Source organism: Streptomyces sp. NPDC005803 (assembly GCF_040630435.1).
In the GTDB taxonomy this organism is placed as follows: domain Bacteria; phylum Actinomycetota; class Actinomycetes; order Streptomycetales; family Streptomycetaceae; genus Streptomyces.
Genome location: NZ_JBEXXO010000009.1, coordinates 1 through 17,503 on the forward strand (window position 1 = coordinate 1; position 17,503 = coordinate 17,503).

Genomic DNA, 17,503 nt, shown 5'->3' on the forward strand with positions numbered 1-17,503 from the left:
CGGCGTCGTCGGCGACCTCTTCACCGTCGTGCCCCAGCTCACCGAGGAGATCACCGCCCGCAAGGGCTGACCCCGCAGCACGCCACACAGCACACGGCACGGCCAACGGCCCGGGGCCGCACGGTGAAACCCACCGCGCGGCCCCGCGCCGTCGTGCCGACCTGTCAGCCCAGCAGTTCCTCGACGAGGTCGGCGGCCCGCGGGGTGCCGCCTTCGGCCCGCGCCTCGGCCCGCAGCCTCGCCGAACGGCCGGCGACCTCGGGGTCGGCGACGAGTTCCGTCAGTGCCGTACGCAGCGCCTCGGCGGTGGCGTCCGCGGTGTCGAGGCGGCGGGCGACGCCCAGTTCCACGAGCCGGTCGGCATTCATGAACTGTTCGGCGCCCTGCGGGACGGCGATCATCGGCACTCCGGTGTACAGACCCTCGGAGCTGCCGCCCATGCCGGCATGGGTGACGAAGGCGTCAGCCTGTTCCAGGATCGCCAACTGCGGCACCCAGGAGTGCACTTCGACGTTGTCCGGAATGGTGCCGAGCTCCGCCCGGTCGGTGTGCCTGCCGACCTGGAGCACGACGTGCCAGCCGGGCAGGTCGCCGTACGCGGCCAGGCACTGCCGGTAGAACTCCGGCCGGTTGGTGTAAGCCGAACCCAGCGAGACCAGCAGGACGCGCTCCGCGGCCGCGGGGCGCGTCCAGCTCTGCTCGGCCGCGCGTCCCCCGAAGCAGGGGCCGACGAACGTCACGGTGTCCGTGTCGACGTCGTCGCCGTGCGGCTGCATCGCCCGGGGGATCAGGGCGAGGGTGTGCGCGGGCCGGCCGGAGAACGCCTCCATGTCGGTGGTGGAAGCGCCGCAGTCGGCCAGCCACCGGGTGAACCGCGCCCGGTAGGCGTCGGCACCGGGAAGTGCCCACAGCTGCGCCGACACGTCCTGTCCGTAGCCTTCCCAGGCGACGAGCGTCGGGGACAGCTGCATGAGGGGGCGCTTCTGCGACTCGGCCAGCGCACGCGCGGCGTAGGCGCCGATGTCGTACAGGTAGAGGTCGGCCGGGTCGTCGTCGTAGACGGCCCTCAGCTGCGGGAGGGCCTGGACGGCGTCGTCGAGGAAGAGGCCCATCGCGGCGATGGGATCGTCCGGCCAGTTGTTGTCGGCGACCGGCAGGACGGAGCCGTACGGGACGAACTCGGCGCCGGTGGCCTCGATCCGGTCGGCCACCGCCGAGTCGTTGGCGTACGTCACCCGGTGGCCGCGGGCCACCAGTTCACGGATGACCTCAAGACTGGGCAGGACGTGGCTGACGGCGGGGATGCCGACCATGGCGATGTGGGAACGGCGGCGTGACATGGAAGATCACTCCATTCAGATCTGCGGCGAAGAGGACACGGCTCACCCGCGCGTCGGCACCTCCGGCACGAAAGCCGGGCCGTGGGCGCGCACAGGGCATGCCGGACGGAGGCGGGGCGCTGCCCCGTCCCGCGTCAGCCGTAGAGCTGCTGGAAGATCATGCGCGGAACGCTATCCGGTGCCCCGGGCCCGCCGCACCCGGTTTTCGGCGGCCCCGGGCACGCCGTCACTCGGACGGGGCGGCGGCTTCGAGCGCGTCGACGGTGCCCGACATGATCGTGCGGACGTGGGCGGTGGGCCGGGGCGGCGGTCGGGGCCCGCGTCTTCCTCATCCCGGTTCGCGCCCGCGGAGGCCGTCGGTGTGGAGAACATGACTGCCGGACGGACCGGAGGTCCGCCCGGCAGTCCGGGTGAGGCGTCGGGGCGTCAGGGCTGGAGCGGCATCGTCCAGCAGTTGGACGAGGTGCCCTTGCCGGAGAGGCGGTCGGTCATCCAGGAGATCGCGTCGCCCTGGTCGGTGATCAGCGGGACCAGGTGGTTGGTCAGGAGCTTGTCGCCGAGGTTCGGCAGGACGATGGCGTCGTAGGTGACGTCGGCGCCCTTGCGGCACCAGTCGACGGCCAGTTGGCGCGCCTGGGCGTGGGGCACGATGTCGTCCTGCACGCCGGTCGCCAGGCGCACCGGGCCGGTGGGCTTCAGCGTGCCGATGCGCTGACGGTCGAGGGCGGCCTGCGCCCCGGGCTCGGCGGCTATGACGTCTCCGAGGGACTTCCCGGAGGTGGTCCACTTGGTGCTCTTGGTGAAGCCGTAGCCGAAGATCGCATCGCCGACGCACATGGTCGAGGCGTCCTTCAGCGCGGCCCGGCCGGCGTCGTTGACGTTGGCCTCGACGACATCCCTCAGATCGGGGTCGGCCTGGGCGAAGCCGTTGATCGACCAGGCCAGGGCGCCGGCGAGGGCGCTGCCGTCGATGCCCTTCATCACCGCGGTCAGGTCGGCCGGCGGGGCCCCGGCGTAGGTGCCGGCGAGCTTGACGTCCGGTGCGTAGGACGGCTGGAGTTCGGCCGCGGACGCGCTGGCCCCGCCACCCTGGCTGTAGCCGTACAGGCCGGTGCGCGAGTCGGGCGTGATCGAGGCGCCGGGCAGCTGGTGCGCGGCGCGGGCCGCGTCCAGCAGGGCGTGGCCCTGGTCGAGCCGGTTGACGTAGGTGTGGAGCCGGTCGGTCGTGCCCAGACCGACGTAGTCGGTGACCACGACGGCGACGCCGGCGGAGAGCAGCCGGTAGATCGCCAGGGTCTCGTAGCCGACGGACACGGTCTCGCCGCTCAGGGTCAGCGGGTACTGGAGGGTCATGGAGGGCGCGCACTGGTCGCCCTGTCCCACGGTTCCCGAGGCAAGCGCCACCAGCGGACGCGGACCGGAGCCCTTCCATGCGGCGGACGGCTCGATGTAGGCGCCGGTCACCGCGACGGCCTGCCCGCCCGAGTCGGTGGAGCGATACATCAGCCGGGTCGCCGTGCCCGGCATCGGGCGGCCGTCCAGCCCCGGCAGGCTCAGCCCGAGCGGCAGCGGCTCGTGGCGGATCACCGCGCCGTTGGCGGCGGGCAGCCCGGCCGGCGGGTTGTAGAAGGCCGGGATGGTGACCCCCCGGGACACCACGGGCTGCGACCCGTCGGTGGCGGACGCGGGCGCCGCGTACGCGGCCACGCAGGCCGCCGCCGTCACGGCGACGGCCACCGCGCGGATGCCGCCGGGGCGCGGCCGGCGGGCAGGGGGAACCAGGGGGGACGCGGTGGGGGCGGTGGAAGGCGAACGGGTGCTCTTGCGGCTCACAGCTCACTCCTCGCTCTGCTCGGAATGCGGGTGAACGCAAGCTAGCAGCGGCACTTACCGAAGGTAACCCGTCAGTAAGTTACGCTGTGGTAACTGTCTGACCGGCCCCGGCGGCGACGAGGGCGGCCCGCCGTTCCGACACCCGGCGCACAGGCGCCGGCCGCGCGTCAGCCCGCCGCGCACGCACGCGGTCCGGCATCCGGCGCCGGCGCCCGCCCCTGCAGGACCGGACGGCGTCTCCGCCCGCACGGACCGTCAGCTCCGCCCTCGCCCCGTCGGGAGCGAGCCGGACCGTTCTTCGAAAGCCGCCCGTTTTCCATTGACAGCGCCCCTTCCCCCTGCGAGCGTCGAAGCGCTTCGACGATCGTGGCGGTGCGGCGGGCAGCCGGTCCCGCCACCCGACCACCTCCTGGGACGGACATGGCCCTCTTCGACAACCCCGTGATACCCGGCTTCAGTCCGGATCCGAGCATCTGCCGGGCGGGCGACGACTACTACGTGGCGACGTCCAGCTTCGAGTACGTGCCCGGGGTGCCCCTGTGGCACAGCCGCGACCTGGTGAACTGGCGGCTGATCGGACACGCGCTGGACCGCCCGGGCCAGTTGGAGCTCCCGGAGACGGTTCCGGCCTCGTGCGGTGTGTACGCGCCCACCCTGCGGCACCACGACGGCCGCTTCTGGATGATCACGACCGTGGTCACCGACGCCGGCACCGTCCTGGTGACCGCGAAGGACCCCGCCGGGCCCTGGTCGGACCCGGTGACGGTCGGCGTGCCGGGCATCGATCCGGATCTGGCCTGGGACGAGGACGGCACCTGCTGGTGCGTGTACTCGGACGACGGCATCCACGCTGTGCGCATCGATCCGGAAACCGGCGAAGTGCTGAGCGAGCCGGTCGCGTTGTGGTCGGGCAGCGGGCTGCAGTACCCGGAAGGGCCGCACCTGTACCGGATCGGCGACTGGTGGTACCTGCTGTTGTCCGAGGGCGGCACCGAACGCGGCCACGCCATGTCGGTGGCCCGGGCCCGCAGTCTGCCGGGGCCGTTCGAGCCGCACCCGGACAATCCTGTGCTCTCCCACCGCAGTACCGGCCACCCCGTGCAGAACGTCGGCCACGGAGACCTCGTCCAGGCACATGACGACACCTGGTGGATGGTGCTTCTCGGCACCCGCCCCCGCGGCGACACCCCGAAGTACCACGGCCTGGGCCGGGAGACGTTCCTGGCGCCGGTCCGCTGGGAGGACGAGTGGCCGCTGCCGGGTCCGGTGGACCTGCGGGCGCAGGCCCCCGCGCTGTCGCCGCACCCGTGGCCGGACGAGCCGGAGCGGGACGAGTTCGACTCCCCCGCGCTCGCGCCGTGCTGGGTGTCCCTGAGGCGCCACGACCCGGCTGCCGTCCGCCTGGACGAGCGACCGGGTCATCTGGTGCTGCACGCCCGCGCGGACAGCCTCGACGTGCCCGGCGCGCTCTTCGTGGGCCGGCGCCAGCGGGACCCCGACTGCACGGCCCGTACCCGGGTCGACGTCGCCGCGGGCGGCCTGGGCGGGCTCGCCGTACGGATCGACGAGGCGCACCACTACCGGGTGGAGTCGGACGGCGCCGGCACGGTCCGCGTGGTCGCCAGGATCGGCCCGCTGTGCCGGACCGTGGCCGAACACGCCGTGCCGCCCGGCCCGTCGACCCTGCGGATCGACGTCACCACGAGCGTGGTCCTGCCCCCCTCCGTCACGGATCCGGCGGCGACGGCCCCGCCCGGCCTCCGCGTCGGCGGCCCCGACACCTTCCACCTGGGGTACGAGACGGACGACGGCCGCTTCGAGGTCCTGGCCGCGCTCGACGGCCGCTACCTCACCACGGAGGTCGCCGGCGGCTTCACCGGCCGGGTCATCGGCATGTACGCGACCCGGGGCAGTGCCGCGTTCGACTGGTTCGGCCTGCGCCCGGCCTGACACCGGGACGGGGACGGGACGCCCGCCCGCGGACGGCGCGCGTCCTGTCCCGTCGGCGCGGCGCGGCGCTCAGTTCTGGCAGACCGGCCAGACGGCCGCCGGGTCGCAGTGGGCGGGACACGCCAGCAGGTAGACCTCGTTGCCGAGGAACATGCCGTACGCGTCGGGCCCCACGCTGTAGGGCTGCTCCGGCAGGCCGGGACGGACCGCGAACTCCATGCCCTCGGGCACCTGGCACAGGTACTCCAGCTCGGCGCCGCACGCGCACGTGTAGGACTCGGGGTCCTGCGCCCAGGACGGCATACCCCCCAGCTTGAAGGTCTGGGCTCCGATCCCGCGGTCGTCGGGGGCGTCCACGAAGGGCCGCAGCGTCAACGGCATTGCGCGGACCGACGGTTCGGGCTCCGCGGCCGGAAGCGCCGCCTGCCGCTGGAGCAGAATGCGCCAGAAGGGCCGGGGGTACGGCAGTTGCGGGGCGTCCCAGTACCGGGGCACGAGCCGGCCCCCCGCGCACTCGGGCTCCGACGCGTCATTGTGCGCCCGGCAGTGGAACACCAGCAGATGGTCCCCGCCGAAGGGCTCCAGGCCCTGGGGAACGTCGAGTTGGAAGAGGAGAGCCAGTTTCTCCCCGCAGAAACACGAGGGCCACTCCTGCGCGTCGTCGAGGAACGGCCACCCCCCGACCGAGTCACGCTCCGGCCGGACCAGCGGCTCGTCCCCGACCTCTATCACGTGGGCGGGCAGCGCCGCCCGCTGTTTCTGCGCGTCCTGTACGTCCATCCGCTCACCCTAATCACTGCCCCGTGCCCCCCCGGCGGGCGCACGACGACCGCTACGGGGCCGCGCGCGGGTGCGGCCCCCGGGCGGGCGGGCCGGGCCGTGACCGGTGCGCCGGCATCGGGAAGCACCCCGCACCGTCGAGGAGTTCGAGGACGCGCTGCGGGCGCTGAAGGGGCTCGGCGGTGGCGCCGGGCCGTACGCCGCGGCCATCGAGGTCGCGCGGCTCAGGGACATCTTCCCGTGGATCGGTCCGCGCCGGCCGAGGGCGCCCGGCGGGGTGGCCCTCTCCGCGCGGCGCTCAGACGGTGCGCGCCCGCAGGATTCCTTCGACGCCCTGCAGGAAGGTTTCGGAGACGAGTTCCGGGTCGAAGAGACAGCCCTCCGTCATGGCGCCGTCCCGCAGCATGACGAAGTGCCGGCCGGCCGCGTCGGCGGGCACGTGGCCGGCCTGTGCCAGCAACTCCGTGACGGTGTCCAGGAACCATTGCCGGTGGGCCAGTACCGCTCGGTGGATGGGGTGGCCGGGGTCGGGGTATTCGGCCACCGCGTTGAGGAAGGCGCACCCGCGGAAACCGGGGGACCGAATGCCTTCGGTGATGGCCCGGCCGACGGCCCGGACCTTGTCGTCTGCCGACTCCCCGCCCGCCTGCGCGCCCTCGACCTGCGCCCGGATCCCCCGGTCGGCCTGGTCGAGATAAGCGAGGACGAGTTCCTCCTTGCCCGCGAAGTGCCGGTACAGCGTCGCCCGCGTGACCTGCGCCTCGGCGATGATCCGGTCGACGCCGACGGAATGGATGCCCTCCGCGTAGAAGACCCTCGTCGCCGTGCCGAGCAACCTGGATCGCGCCTCGGACGTGCTGCCGTCTTTCGTGCCCCGACTCATGCGGTCGAGACTACCAAACGGATGAGGGAGAACGTTCGGTCTTGACAGCCGCGGCGGCAGCCCCCTTAGATACGCAAGAGACCGAACGTTCTCCCTCATCTCTGGGGCCGCTCCGAAGCCGGTGCTCCCTTCATGGCTGACCGTCACCGGACCGCTCGCCGGGCCCCGCCCGGCGGGCGGGCGTCAGCTTCGTGGAGGGGACGGCCGGCACGGTCCGGTGCCCGGTCGAGCAAGCGGACCACGGCACCTGAAGCGCCCATTCATCCCGCACCGTTTCGACGTCACCGGAAGGCACAGCCATGGACACCCTCGTCCGCACCACCCCCGCCCCCGTTTCCGCGGCCCTGCGGAAGCTGTACTTCGTACGCTTCGCGTTCGCCGTCGTCTGGGCCGCCCTGCTGTTCACGACCGCCGACACGCTGGGCCCGTTGAGCGCGACCCTGCTGGTCCTCTACCCGCTGTTCGACGTGGCGTGCGCCGTCGTCGACAGCAGGTCCGCCCGCGCGAACGACGGCCCGGTCCGCGGCCTGTACGCGAACATCGCGCTCAGCACCCTCACCGCCATCGGCCTCGCCGTCGCCGCCACCTCCGGCACCCCGGCGGTCCTGCGCGTCTGGGGCGTCTGGGCCGTCACCGCGGGCCTCGTCCAACTCGTCGTCGGCGCCGCCCGGCGCCGCATGGGCGGCCAGTGGGCCATGATCGCCAGCGGCGCCATCTCCACCCTCGCCGGCGCGTCCTTCTTCGCACAGGCGGGCAAGGACGACGCCACCCTGGGCAACCTGGCCGGCTACGCCGTCCTCGGTGGCGTCTTCTTCCTCGTCTCCGCCCTCCGCCTGCAGCGCGCCGGCCACGACGCATGACCCCACCTGGGAAGAGGCGAAGCAGTCCGCCACCCCGGCCGACCTGCCTGCCGCCGCCGCGACGTCGGCGAACGCTGCTCCGGACATCTCGAACATGGGGAGGGCCGGTGCCACCCGCTACGCCGAGCGAGCCCTGCACCACCACGCCATGGTCACCCTCGCGTGCCTGCGACTGCGGCTTCCACGACCCCGCGGACCCGTCCTAGGATGAGCGAGATCATCTGCGGCCCGACGGGCTTCCGTTCCGCGTCAGCGGACTGAAGAGGACATGCCCCCACCCGCACGAGTTACTTCGTGCTGCCTGGGGGCATTCCTTGCTGTTCCGCGAGTCCGTCGCAACCGTCGCCGCCCGCACTCTTGAGGGGACGCTGGCGCTGCACCTGATGGAGAACTTCCAGCACGCGCACGGCCACCGCCCCGCAGCGTCCGAAGTGCGGTCCTGGGAGCGCAGCATTCCCGCTCTCACCGGTGCGTTGCGCGACGCCGGACTCGACGACGTCGAGATGCTGATCGAGTACTCCCTCCCCCTGACCAGCAAGCGCGCCGACGCGATACTGGCCGGAGTCCACCCGTCGACGGGTGAGCCGTCGTACGTCGTCGTGGAGCTCAAGCAGTGGAGCCAAGCCTTCGCCGAGGAGGAGGACCCGCTGCTCTGCCGGATAGACGCGTATCCGCGCCCTGTGCTCAACCCGATCGAGCAGGTCCGCGGTTACTGCTCCTACCTGCTGTCGTTCAACGGTGCGCTGGAGCGGATGCCGGAGTCGGTGGCCGGAGTGGCGTTCCTGCACAACGCGACGGAATTCGGCATCAGTTCCCTGCGTGAGGTTCCGGAAGACCTGCAAGGCCGCATGTACACAGCCGAGCAGCGCGGCGCGTTCCTCGACTTCCTGCGTTCGCGGCTCGCGCCCGAGTCCGGGGCGATGGCCGCCGACCTGCTCGTCCAGGGCCGGACGCGCCCGTCGAAGCAGTTGATGGCCGTCGCTGCGGCGGAAGTTCGCGACCGCGAGCAGTTCGTCCTCCTCGACGAGCAGCGGGTCGCCTACGAGTTGGTGTTGTCCGCGGTACGCAAGGCCAAACGGTCGAACCACAAGCAAGTGGTCGTGGTGACCGGCGGCCCAGGTTCCGGCAAGAGCGTCATCGCCCTGTCGCTCCTGGGCGAGCTGTACCGGCGCGGGGAAACGGCCCTGCACGCCACCGGTTCGGCGTCCTTCACCAAAACCATGCGTAAGATCGCCGGCGCCCGGAAGCCCGAGGTGCAGCAGCTGTTCAAGTACTTCAACAGCTTCATGGAGGCCGAGCCGAACGACCTCGACGTCCTCATCTGCGACGAGGCCCACCGGCTCCGTAGGACGTCCGCCAACCGCTACACCAAGGCCGCCCTGCGCACCGACCGCCCACAGGTGGCGGAACTGATCGACGCGGCCCGGGTGCCGGTGTTCCTGCTCGACCAGCATCAGGTGGTGCGCCCCGGCGAGATGGGGACGAAGGAGCAGATCCGGGACGCCGCCGCCGCTCAGGGGCTCGACTGCGTCGTGGTGGAGCTGGACAGCCAGTTCCGCTGCGGCGGCAGCGAGGCCTACGTGAAGTGGGTCGCCGGCCTGCTCGGTCTGTTCACCCGGGCGACCCCGGACGCCGACGTCCACCGTCTCATCCGCAACACGTACAAGGTCCTGCTGACCCGGGGGATGGTGGGGACGATGATCTACTCCACGGACCCGGAGACCCGCGCGAAGCTCCGGTCGCTCATTCACCCGATGACGGGGGTCGAGGCGGCCGCCCCCGTCTGATCCGGAGGGCGGTGCGGGAGCAACGGCTCGGCGCACTTCCCGCGTACGGACCGTACGGGCGGGAGAAAGCCGTCGGCGTCCACTCCCGTCGCCTCGGTGGACGTCGAGCCAGTGCGCAACGGCTCGCAGGGCCGGCGCACATCGCCCGTTGCGCGCCCACTTTGCCCCATGAGGCGACGGACAGAACGGGAGAAATACCACCAGAGCCGGACGCCCTGTGACGGACGCAGCAGGTGAGGTCGCGGAAACCCGGGGAACAAGTGGCGACAACGATGGGAGGTTGCCATGTATGCGAGAGACCTGGAACTAGGAGGACTGCTGGCCGCCGCGGAGTCCGCGCCGCCCGGGGAGTCCGTGGATGTGATCGCGCACGACCTGCGCAAACGTTTCGGGGCGGAGCGCGTGTCGTTCCTGTTCGTCGATCTCCTGGGGCAGCGGCTGCTGCGCCTGACCGCGCCCGAAGACGGTGACACGGCGGACGCGGCGGAGCAGATCGACTTGCGGAACACGGTCTACGAGAGGGTTCTCCTCACCCAGCGCCAGCACGTGGAACCGGACGGCCAGGGCGGACAGCGCGTGATCTCGCCGGTGACCAATCGCGGCGACTGCATCGGTGTGCTGGAGGTGACCCTGCAGAACGCCGACGAGGACGTGCTCGGGAAGCTCCGTGACGCGGCCCACGCGCTGGCCTACATCATCGTCACGGACCGTCGCTTCACCGACCTGTACCACGCGGGCCGGCGCACCACCCGGACCAGCCTGGCCGCCGAGATCCAGCACCAGTTGCTCCCCTCGGCCGCCTGCTGCGAGGCCCCCCAGTTCACCCTCGCCGCCGGACTGGTCCCCGCCGACGACATCGGCGGCGACACGTACGACTACACGCTCGACCGGGAAACGCTGCACGTGTCCATCACGGACGCCATGGGCCACGACACCGATTCCGCCCTCCTGGCCACGTTGGTCACGGGTGCGTTGCGCGGTGCCCGCCGCACCGGTTGCGACGCGCTCCGTCAGGCCGAGCGCGCGCACGAGGCCCTGCTGACCCACAGCCGGGGGCTGGCCACCGGACAACTGCTGTGCATCCGTCTCGACACGGGCACCTGCGAGCTGGTCAACGCGGGGCATCCCTGGCCCCTGCGGCTGCGGGCCGGCGCCGCCGAGGTCGAGGAGGTCCGGCTCGCCGTCAACCTGCCGTTCGGCGTGGCGGCCCCGACCTCCTACCGGCTGCAGGAACTTCAGCTGTCCCCCGGCGACCGCCTGATCCTGCTCACCGACGGCATGCTGGAACGCGGTGCCGCAGCCGTCGATCTGGCCTCTGTCGTGCGCGACACCCGGACCTCTCATCCGAGGGAGGCCGTCCGCGCCCTGACCACCGCGGTGCTGGAAGCCTGCCGGGGCAACCTCAAGGACGACGCCACCGTCCTCATACTGGACTGGCACGGTGCCTCCCGGCGTGATCACCGGTAGGAAGCCGTGTCGAGCCCGGCTCGCCGGTGCCTCGCTTCGTCGCCTTCCCGGCCTGCGACGGCCTGGACGGACAACTCTTCGCGGCCGTCCCGCGCCAGGCGCGGGACGGCCGCCTCGTGGAGGGGGTGGGCGGGCCGTCGCCGCGGGGGGAGCTCGACTCCGAGACCCCGTCGTCCGGTGCGGCTACCAGCCCGCCTTCGCCGTGGTGTAGGCCGTACGGCAGTCGGCGTTGGTGGCGTCCGCGGCCAGCTTCTCCATGGAGTTCACCCAGACCTTCTTGGCCACCTTCTCCATCTCCCGCGTCTCGGCGGGCACGTTCGGCGCGTACTTCTTGATCGTCGCCAGGGCGGACTTGGCGAACTTGTTGCACACGGGGCCGGCAGCGTTCCGGTAGCGGGTGTCCAGGTCCGTGGCGACCGCCTGGCCGTTCTGGGTCGCCCAGGCGTTCCAGGCCGCGCACGCCGTCTCGGTGAAGACCGCCTGATCGGCCTCGCTCAGCCCCAGGACCTCACCGAGCATGGTGTTCTGCGCCTTGTCGGGGACCGTGAAGTCGACGACGGGGAACTTGTCGAGGGTCTGGGTCAGCGCCTCCTGACACGCCGGGGGCAGGGGGGCCGCCTGGGCCGGGGAGGGGGCGGTCAGTGCGGAGGCGGACAGGAGAGCCGCGGTGAGGAGGGTCCGCTGGACGGTACGCGAAAGAGTCATGGGGGGTGGTGCTCCTTGCGGGAAGTGCGTGTCGGTCCGGGCACCGCGTCAGCGCCCGACGGCTACAGAACGATCACCCGCTTCCCTAGGTCACGGCCGCTGCGGGCGGCACGGCCCGTGGCCGGTCCGACAGACCGGTGCCCCGTCCACGGGCCGGTGACGCCCGGCGCCGTCGGATGTCCGTACGACGAACGAAGGCGCGTGGAGCGGCAGATGATCCGGCGATCACTCGGGGGGTACGCGCCGGGCCGCCGGAACGTGCTCCGCCCGGCGCGGGGAGCCCTGAGTGCCCTCGGCCGGTCCCGGCGCCGGCCCGGACGGAGCCGGAACGCGTAGCTCGCGTTCCGGCCGGAGCGCGTTGCGGGTGCGACGGCGGAAGACCAGGAACGCGGCGAACGCGGCCCCCACGAGCCAGAGGAGCTGGATGCCGAGGCCCTCACCCGCCGACGCGTCGGAGAAGGCCGCGGACATGCTGGCCTGCACGGCCCCGTACGTCGGCAGGAAGCGCACGACGGGGGTGTCCGAACCGGAGCTGGACAGGGGATTCTGCAGGGCGACGTCGAGGATGCTGATCATCAGGATGGCGAACATGCCCTCCACCTCGCGGCGGAGCACCGACCCGAGGACCACTCCGAGCGCGCCGTAGGTCAGGGCGGCGCAGAACAGCGCGGCGGCGAGGACGAGGGGTTGGCGAGGGGACCAGGCGAAGCCGGCGGCGGCCGTGGCGTACGCCGCGACGGCCGCACAGACCAGCGTGAGCGCGGAGAGCTTGGCGAGGACGAGGTGATACCTCGGGTACCCCGCCATCGCCAGGCGGCGGTCGAAAGCGCCCCCCGTGAAGGTGGCGGCGAACATCATGAACCCGGCGATCAGCGTGACCGCGTTCAGCGCGCCGGTGATCTGGGTGAGGTGGTTGCCGGGCGGGGACAGGACCTCGCCCGTGGCCCGCAGCCTGAACGGTGCCGGTTGGTCGGGAATGGCCACATAGGCGAGGCCGATCCATACGGGGATGTACACGACCACCAGCAGCATCGCGAACCGGTTGCGGGCATGCCCGGTCAACGCGTACCGGGACGCCGTGACGAACAGGGACCAGTGCCGCCTCATGCCGTCGCCTCCGCCCTCGGTTCCTGACGGTGCAGGCGCCCGCCCTCCAGGCGCCACAACAGGTCCAGCCGGTCGATGTCGTACGCCAGGTGCGAGACGACCAGCACGGAGCGTCCGGCGTCGCGCAGGCTCGTGGCCAGCTCCCAGAAGCGCAGGTACGTCTCCCAGTCGAAACCCTGGTACGGCTCGTCCAGCAGCAGTACGTCCGGATCGTGCATGAGCGCCAGCGTCAGGTTCAGCTTCTGCCGGGATCCCCCGCTGAGCAGGCCCGCCCGCTGGTCGAGGTACTCGGTGAAGGCCAGGGTCTCCATCACTTCGCCGGCCCGCCGCAGGTCCGCGAGCCCGAACGCGTTCCTGAAGAAGTCGAGGTGCTGACGGACGGTGAAGGAGTCGTCGAGGACCACGGACTGCGGGCAGTAGCCGAATCTGCCGCTGTGACGCACCGTCCCCCGGTCCGGGCTGAGTTCACCGGCGAGGACCTTCAGCAGGGTCGTCTTTCCGGCGCCGTTCTCCCCCACGACCCCGGCGAGGGTGCCGGGCCGCAGCCGGAGGTCGACGCCCCGGAGAACGGCGTGCCGCCGGTAGGAGTGGTGCACATCTCTGACGTCCATCGCGCTGCTCCGTCGTGCCGGTCTTCCGAGGATGGCGGCCGGTCCGCGTCAGCCGGCCGGCGGGCCCTTCCGGCCGGCCACCCGGCGACGTCACCGGCCCGCCCGTGCCCAACGAGCAGGTCACACAGCGGAAACGGCGCCGGAAGCGCACCCGTTCCCTGACGTCAACCCCGTGCACGGCGTGTCACGCGTGCGACGGGTTTGCCGCCCGGAACCGGCCTTGAACGGGCGGGGATGGCTAGCGTGACGGCTCCGGGGGCCGGACCGCCCGTCGACGGAGCACGGCCCGCCCTCCTGCGGCCCGTTCACGCGTGCCGGCGCCCTCGCCCACCTGTCCGCGACAACACGGCCCGCGGGCCACGTCACGCGCGTACCGGCGACCTCACACACACGGCCTGCGGCGCCACGCGCAGGCCGCAAGGCCGCGCACCACCGGCGCAGGCGCGTACACGCACACGCACACGCACACGCACACGCACACGCACACGCACACGCACACGAAAGAAGGTCGGTCATTCATGCGGAGAACGTGTGTGATCGGAGCCGGCCCGTCCGGCCTGGCCGCGAGCAAGGTCCTGGCCTCCCGGAACGTTGCCTTCGACTGCTTCGAGGCCGGTTCAGGAATCGGCGGGCTCTGGCGCTACGGCAACGACAACGGCATGTCGGGGGTGTACGCGTCCCTGCACGCGAACATCTCGAAGGAGAGCATGTCCTTCTCCTCGCTGGCCATGCCGGAGACCTACCCCGTCTTTCCGCACCACAGCAAGGTCCTCGCCTACCTGGAGGACTACGCCGCGTCGTTCGGACTGCACCGCCACATCGAGTGCGGCACGGAGGTCACCTCGGTGCGGCCCCTCGACGGCGGGGGATGGGAGGTGGCGCGCCGACGCCGCGGGGACGCGGGCGGGGAGGCGAAGACGCAGTGCTACACCGAGGTGGTGGTGGCCAACGGGCACCACTGGGACCCGCGCCTGCCCGACCCCGCCGTCCCCGGGGCCGAGGACTTCGAGGGGCCGGCTGTCCACTCGCACGCCTACCGCACCCCCGAGCCGTACGCCGGCCGGCGGGTGCTGGTGATCGGCATGGGCAACTCAGCGTGCGAGATCGCGGCGGAGATCTCCCGTACGGCGGCGCGGACGTTCCTCTCCGCACGCGACGCGGCGCACGTGTTCCCCAAGATGCTGCTCGGCCGGCCGGCGGACCACTTGCCGCGGAGCCCGCTGTCTCGTCTTCCGCAGTTCCTCAAGGGCCCGGCGATGGCGCTCCTCCTGCGGCTCACCCGTGGCGCCCCGGCTCAGTACGGGCTTCCGGAACCGGTCCGCGGGCCCCTCGCCGCCCACCCCTCCACCTCGGACGAACTCCTCGTGCAGCTGGCCCGGGGAGCGGTCACCCCGAAGCCCGGCGTCAGCTCCTTCGGCCGGGACACGGCGACATTCACGGACGGCAGCCGCGAACCCGTGGACGCCGTGGTGTACGCCACCGGCTACTCCCTCTCCTTCCCCTTCCTGGACCCGTCCGTCTTCGCCGCCCCGGCCGGCCGTACCGAGCTCTACCTGCGTACGGTCCCGCCCCGGCTCCCCGGCCTCTACTTCATGGGCCTGGCCCAACCGGGCGGTGAGGCCTTCCCGTTGCTCGAACCCCAGGCTGCATGGATCGCCGACCTGATCGAGGGCGCGGTCACCCTGCCGTCGCCGGCGGAGATGACGCGAGCGATCGCCCGTGAGCGGCGCCGCCATGACAGGACGTACGTGTCCACCTACCGTCACGGCATCGAGATCGACGTCCGCTCCTACCGCGGAGCCCTCCGCCGGGAACTGCGAGCGGGCAGGCGCCGGGCCCGCGGAGCGCTCCGGCCGCTGTCCGGTGCGGCCGGCCCCGCCCGGGCGGCCGACGCGGTGTGATGCTCCCGGATCCGGGCGCGACGGGGTGACCGGCGCGGAGGGGGTCAGGGGGGCCGGTGGCGCACCTCCTGCGCGACCTCTCCGCGCCGGCCGCTCGGCTCATTGGGGACCTGCGACGCGCCCCCTCCGCGAGCCGTCCGCGCCCGCCGCCCGGGCTCACACCGGGGCTGAGCTCAAGTCCAGTTCCTCCACGGCCTGCTCCCACAGCTCCGGCAGCAGTCCCCCCAGCGGAAGGGCGCGATCGGCGACGAAGGACACCTCGGCCCAGTCGCCGAAGAACGATAGGCCCACCCCGAAGAGGTGGCCGGGCACGAGCAGGGGCAGCAGCGCGGTGCCCGTCACCTGCGTCTCCCCCAGGCTCCCCCGGTCGGCGAGCGGCATGGAGGTGGCCATGACGTTGGTGAGGCGCGGGGAGAGCACCCTGCGCAGGTACCACTCCGTGGGGCGGCCCGGCATGAAGCGGACCAGGTCCTGAATGGCCTGCCGCCAGGTCTCGCCCCGCAACTTCCGGGTCGCGGCCATGACGTGGTCCAGACGCCGCAGGGGCGCCTCAGCGTCGGGGGACCCGTCCGGGTGGTGCGAGGCGGCCCCTACGGGCAACTCCAGCGGCAGGGCGAAACAGCGGTTCCCCCACGTCTGTTCCTCGTCGGCGCGGCGTGCGTCGACGGGCAGGACGGCCGTCACCCGCGGGAGCGGTACGCCGGACCGGGCCGACCAGGCCGACAACGCCCCGGTGAGTGCGGCGAGATGGACGTCGTGGGCCGAGCCGTCGCGCGCCGCGCCGATCCGTCGGAGGGTGTCCACCGCCACGCGGCCCCGCCACAGGCGCTGCTCCCCGGACGGGACGAACGCGGCGTCGGGACGGTACCCGCGGACGGCGAGGGAGCCCGCCACGAACTTCGTGGCCAGCCCGACGGCCGCGCCCACGCGCCGCGGCACCCCGGCCCCGCGGCCCCGGCCCGGCACCGGGCGGGCCGAGGGCTCCCCCTCGCCCAGCATGGTCCGGAAGGTCATGGCGGCGGCCGAACCGTCCTGGCAGGCGTGCCGGAAGCGGTAGCACACGGCGTACGCGTCGGGTGCGTGGCCGTGGACGAGCCAGACCCCCCAGTAGGCGCCCGGGGCGAACGGGGCGTTGAGCGCGGTGTTCAGAGCGGAGTCCCAGGCGTCGGGGCCGTCGGCGACGACCTCGTGCACGTGCCGTTCGACGGCGAAGTCGGCGTCCGGCTGCCACCGGGGCCGCCGGCCGCCCTCGACCCGGCTCGTGAGCAGGGGGAGGTCGCCCAGGCGGAAGCCGACGTACGCGCGGAGGTCGGCCAGGGCCGGGGGCGGGCCGCTGAGGTACGCGACGCCTCCGGCGTCCCAACGGACGTCCGGCCGGCGGCGTTCCAGGTTGAGGAACGCGCGGTCGACGGGGTGGGCGGGGTGGCGGGGAGCGGGTACGGACCGGCCGGGCCGGACGGAGGGATCCGAAGAGGCGGACCGGGTGGACTGATCGGAATCGGGCATGGGGCAGGGCTCCAGTTCTGGCCGGCGGCGAGCGGACCGGCGGGAGGAGGGCGGGCGGAGCACGAGCGGGGTGACAGCGACGGGCACCGGACCGGGCAGCCCGTCCGCCCGGGCCGGCCCTCAGGATGACCACCGGTCGTAGCGCATCCGTCCGGGGCCGGGACGCCGCCCCTGCCCGCAGCCGCCCCGCTCCTGCCCGCAGGCGGTGGACGGCCGCATCCGCTTTCCGGCCCCGCCGCACCCGTTCCCCCGTGCCGTGACTGGCCCGCTGCCCTTCGGGACCCGACGCCCCCGGCACCGGGCACCCGGGAAAGCCGCGCCCGGAACACCGCCTGGGAAATCCCTCGAAGGGGGGACCCACGCTCCGGGTACGTGCCGTCACCCCGTACGTACGGGTGCCCTGGCCTGCGGCGGGGTGTCGCCACAGGTGCGGAGCGCGCGACTCGGAGCGCGGTGTACTTCGTTCGGGTGAGCAGGTCGCCTCAGGGGGCCTGCCCTGCCCACGGTCTGACATCGTGTGCCGTGCGCCGGAGATCACCGGACCCGGCCTGAGGGGCCCTGGGCAGGGCCGGGGCGTCGGGGAACCGGCGAGCACGCGCCGCAACCGGACCGGCCAAACCCGTGGGGCCGCGCGCGGCACGACCGCCGGTGACACTCCGTGTCGTGGGACGGGCGGCGGCGTCCCGTTCCGCCGTTCCCCGGTCGCCACCCGGCGCCGTCCCTCGTTCATTCCCGCACACGGTCGCGGGACGCCCTTTCGATGCTTTTGGAGC

The 17,503-nt window shown here is 72.6% G+C and carries 13 protein-coding genes; 5 read left to right on the forward strand and 8 right to left on the reverse strand.

Annotated elements, in window-relative coordinates; genetic code table 11:
• Window positions 1-164: 164 nt before the first annotated feature.
• Together ABZ454_RS14735 and ABZ454_RS14740 are read right to left on the reverse strand one after the other, a co-directional pair.
• Window positions 165-1,340, reverse strand: coding sequence for a macrolide family glycosyltransferase (locus ABZ454_RS14735; RefSeq protein WP_359538086.1), 1,176 nt, complete (start codon window positions 1,338-1,340; stop codon window positions 165-167).
• 426 nt (window positions 1,341-1,766) lie between these two features.
• Window positions 1,767-3,173: a lipase family protein gene (locus ABZ454_RS14740; RefSeq protein ID WP_359538087.1), complete on the reverse strand. Its 1,407-nt coding sequence runs from the start codon at window positions 3,171-3,173 to the stop codon at window positions 1,767-1,769.
• A 420-nt stretch (window positions 3,174-3,593) separates the two neighbouring features.
• Here ABZ454_RS14740 and ABZ454_RS14745 point away from each other — a divergent pair, with 420 nt between their 5' ends.
• Window positions 3,594-5,123, forward strand: a complete 1,530-nt coding sequence (locus tag ABZ454_RS14745; RefSeq protein ID WP_359538088.1) for a glycoside hydrolase family 43 protein — start codon at window positions 3,594-3,596, stop codon at window positions 5,121-5,123.
• 69 nt (window positions 5,124-5,192) lie between these two features.
• On the opposite strand, the gene ABZ454_RS14750 is transcribed toward ABZ454_RS14745, so the two are convergent.
• Window positions 5,193-5,903 (reverse strand): hypothetical protein, encoded by a 711-nt coding sequence (locus tag ABZ454_RS14750; protein WP_359538089.1) that lies wholly within the window; start codon window positions 5,901-5,903, stop codon window positions 5,193-5,195.
• A 298-nt stretch (window positions 5,904-6,201) separates the two neighbouring features.
• A complete protein-coding gene (locus tag ABZ454_RS14755; protein WP_359538091.1) occupies window positions 6,202-6,786 on the reverse strand; it encodes a TetR/AcrR family transcriptional regulator in 585 nt (194 codons plus the stop codon).
• A gap of 299 nt (window positions 6,787-7,085) precedes the next feature.
• Between ABZ454_RS14755 and ABZ454_RS14760 the strand changes: the two genes are divergently transcribed.
• The 3 genes from ABZ454_RS14760 (at window position 7,086) to ABZ454_RS14770 (ending at window position 10,900) form a co-directional block, all read left to right on the forward strand.
• Window positions 7,086-7,646 (forward strand): hypothetical protein, encoded by a 561-nt coding sequence (locus ABZ454_RS14760; RefSeq protein ID WP_356321581.1) that lies wholly within the window; start codon window positions 7,086-7,088, stop codon window positions 7,644-7,646.
• Window positions 7,647-7,960: 314 nt separating this feature from the next.
• On the forward strand, window positions 7,961-9,433 hold the full coding sequence (locus ABZ454_RS14765; RefSeq protein WP_359538093.1) for a DNA/RNA helicase domain-containing protein: 1,473 nt from the start codon (window positions 7,961-7,963) through the stop codon (window positions 9,431-9,433).
• 285 nt (window positions 9,434-9,718) lie between these two features.
• On the forward strand, window positions 9,719-10,900 hold the full coding sequence (locus ABZ454_RS14770) for a PP2C family protein-serine/threonine phosphatase (RefSeq protein WP_359538094.1): 1,182 nt from the start codon (window positions 9,719-9,721) through the stop codon (window positions 10,898-10,900).
• Window positions 10,901-11,083: 183 nt separating this feature from the next.
• Here the strand turns inward: ABZ454_RS14770 and ABZ454_RS14775 are convergent, their stop codons facing one another.
• The 3 genes from ABZ454_RS14775 to ABZ454_RS14785 form a co-directional block, all read right to left on the reverse strand.
• Entirely contained in the window at window positions 11,084-11,605 is a 522-nt protein-coding gene (locus ABZ454_RS14775) for a hypothetical protein (protein WP_356321584.1), read from the reverse strand.
• 225 nt (window positions 11,606-11,830) lie between these two features.
• Window positions 11,831-12,712 carry an ABC transporter permease gene (locus ABZ454_RS14780; RefSeq protein WP_359538096.1) on the reverse strand — a complete coding sequence of 294 codons (882 nt, stop codon included), beginning with the start codon at window positions 12,710-12,712 and terminating at the stop codon, window positions 11,831-11,833.
• The gene (locus tag ABZ454_RS14785; protein ID WP_356321586.1) at window positions 12,709-13,323 is read right to left on the reverse strand and encodes an ABC transporter ATP-binding protein; all 615 of its coding nucleotides are present in this window, start codon (window positions 13,321-13,323) and stop codon (window positions 12,709-12,711) included. Before ABZ454_RS14785 ends, ABZ454_RS14780 begins: the two co-directional genes overlap by 4 nt.
• 533 nt (window positions 13,324-13,856) lie before the next feature.
• Between ABZ454_RS14785 and ABZ454_RS14790 the strand changes: the two genes are divergently transcribed.
• Window positions 13,857-15,224, forward strand: coding sequence for an NAD(P)-binding domain-containing protein (locus tag ABZ454_RS14790; RefSeq protein WP_359538099.1), 1,368 nt, complete (start codon window positions 13,857-13,859; stop codon window positions 15,222-15,224).
• Between the two features lie 156 nt (window positions 15,225-15,380).
• Here the strand turns inward: ABZ454_RS14790 and ABZ454_RS14795 are convergent, their stop codons facing one another.
• Window positions 15,381-16,730, reverse strand: a complete 1,350-nt coding sequence (locus tag ABZ454_RS14795; RefSeq protein ID WP_359538100.1) for a hypothetical protein — start codon at window positions 16,728-16,730, stop codon at window positions 15,381-15,383.
• Between the last annotated feature and the right edge of the window lie 773 nt (window positions 16,731-17,503).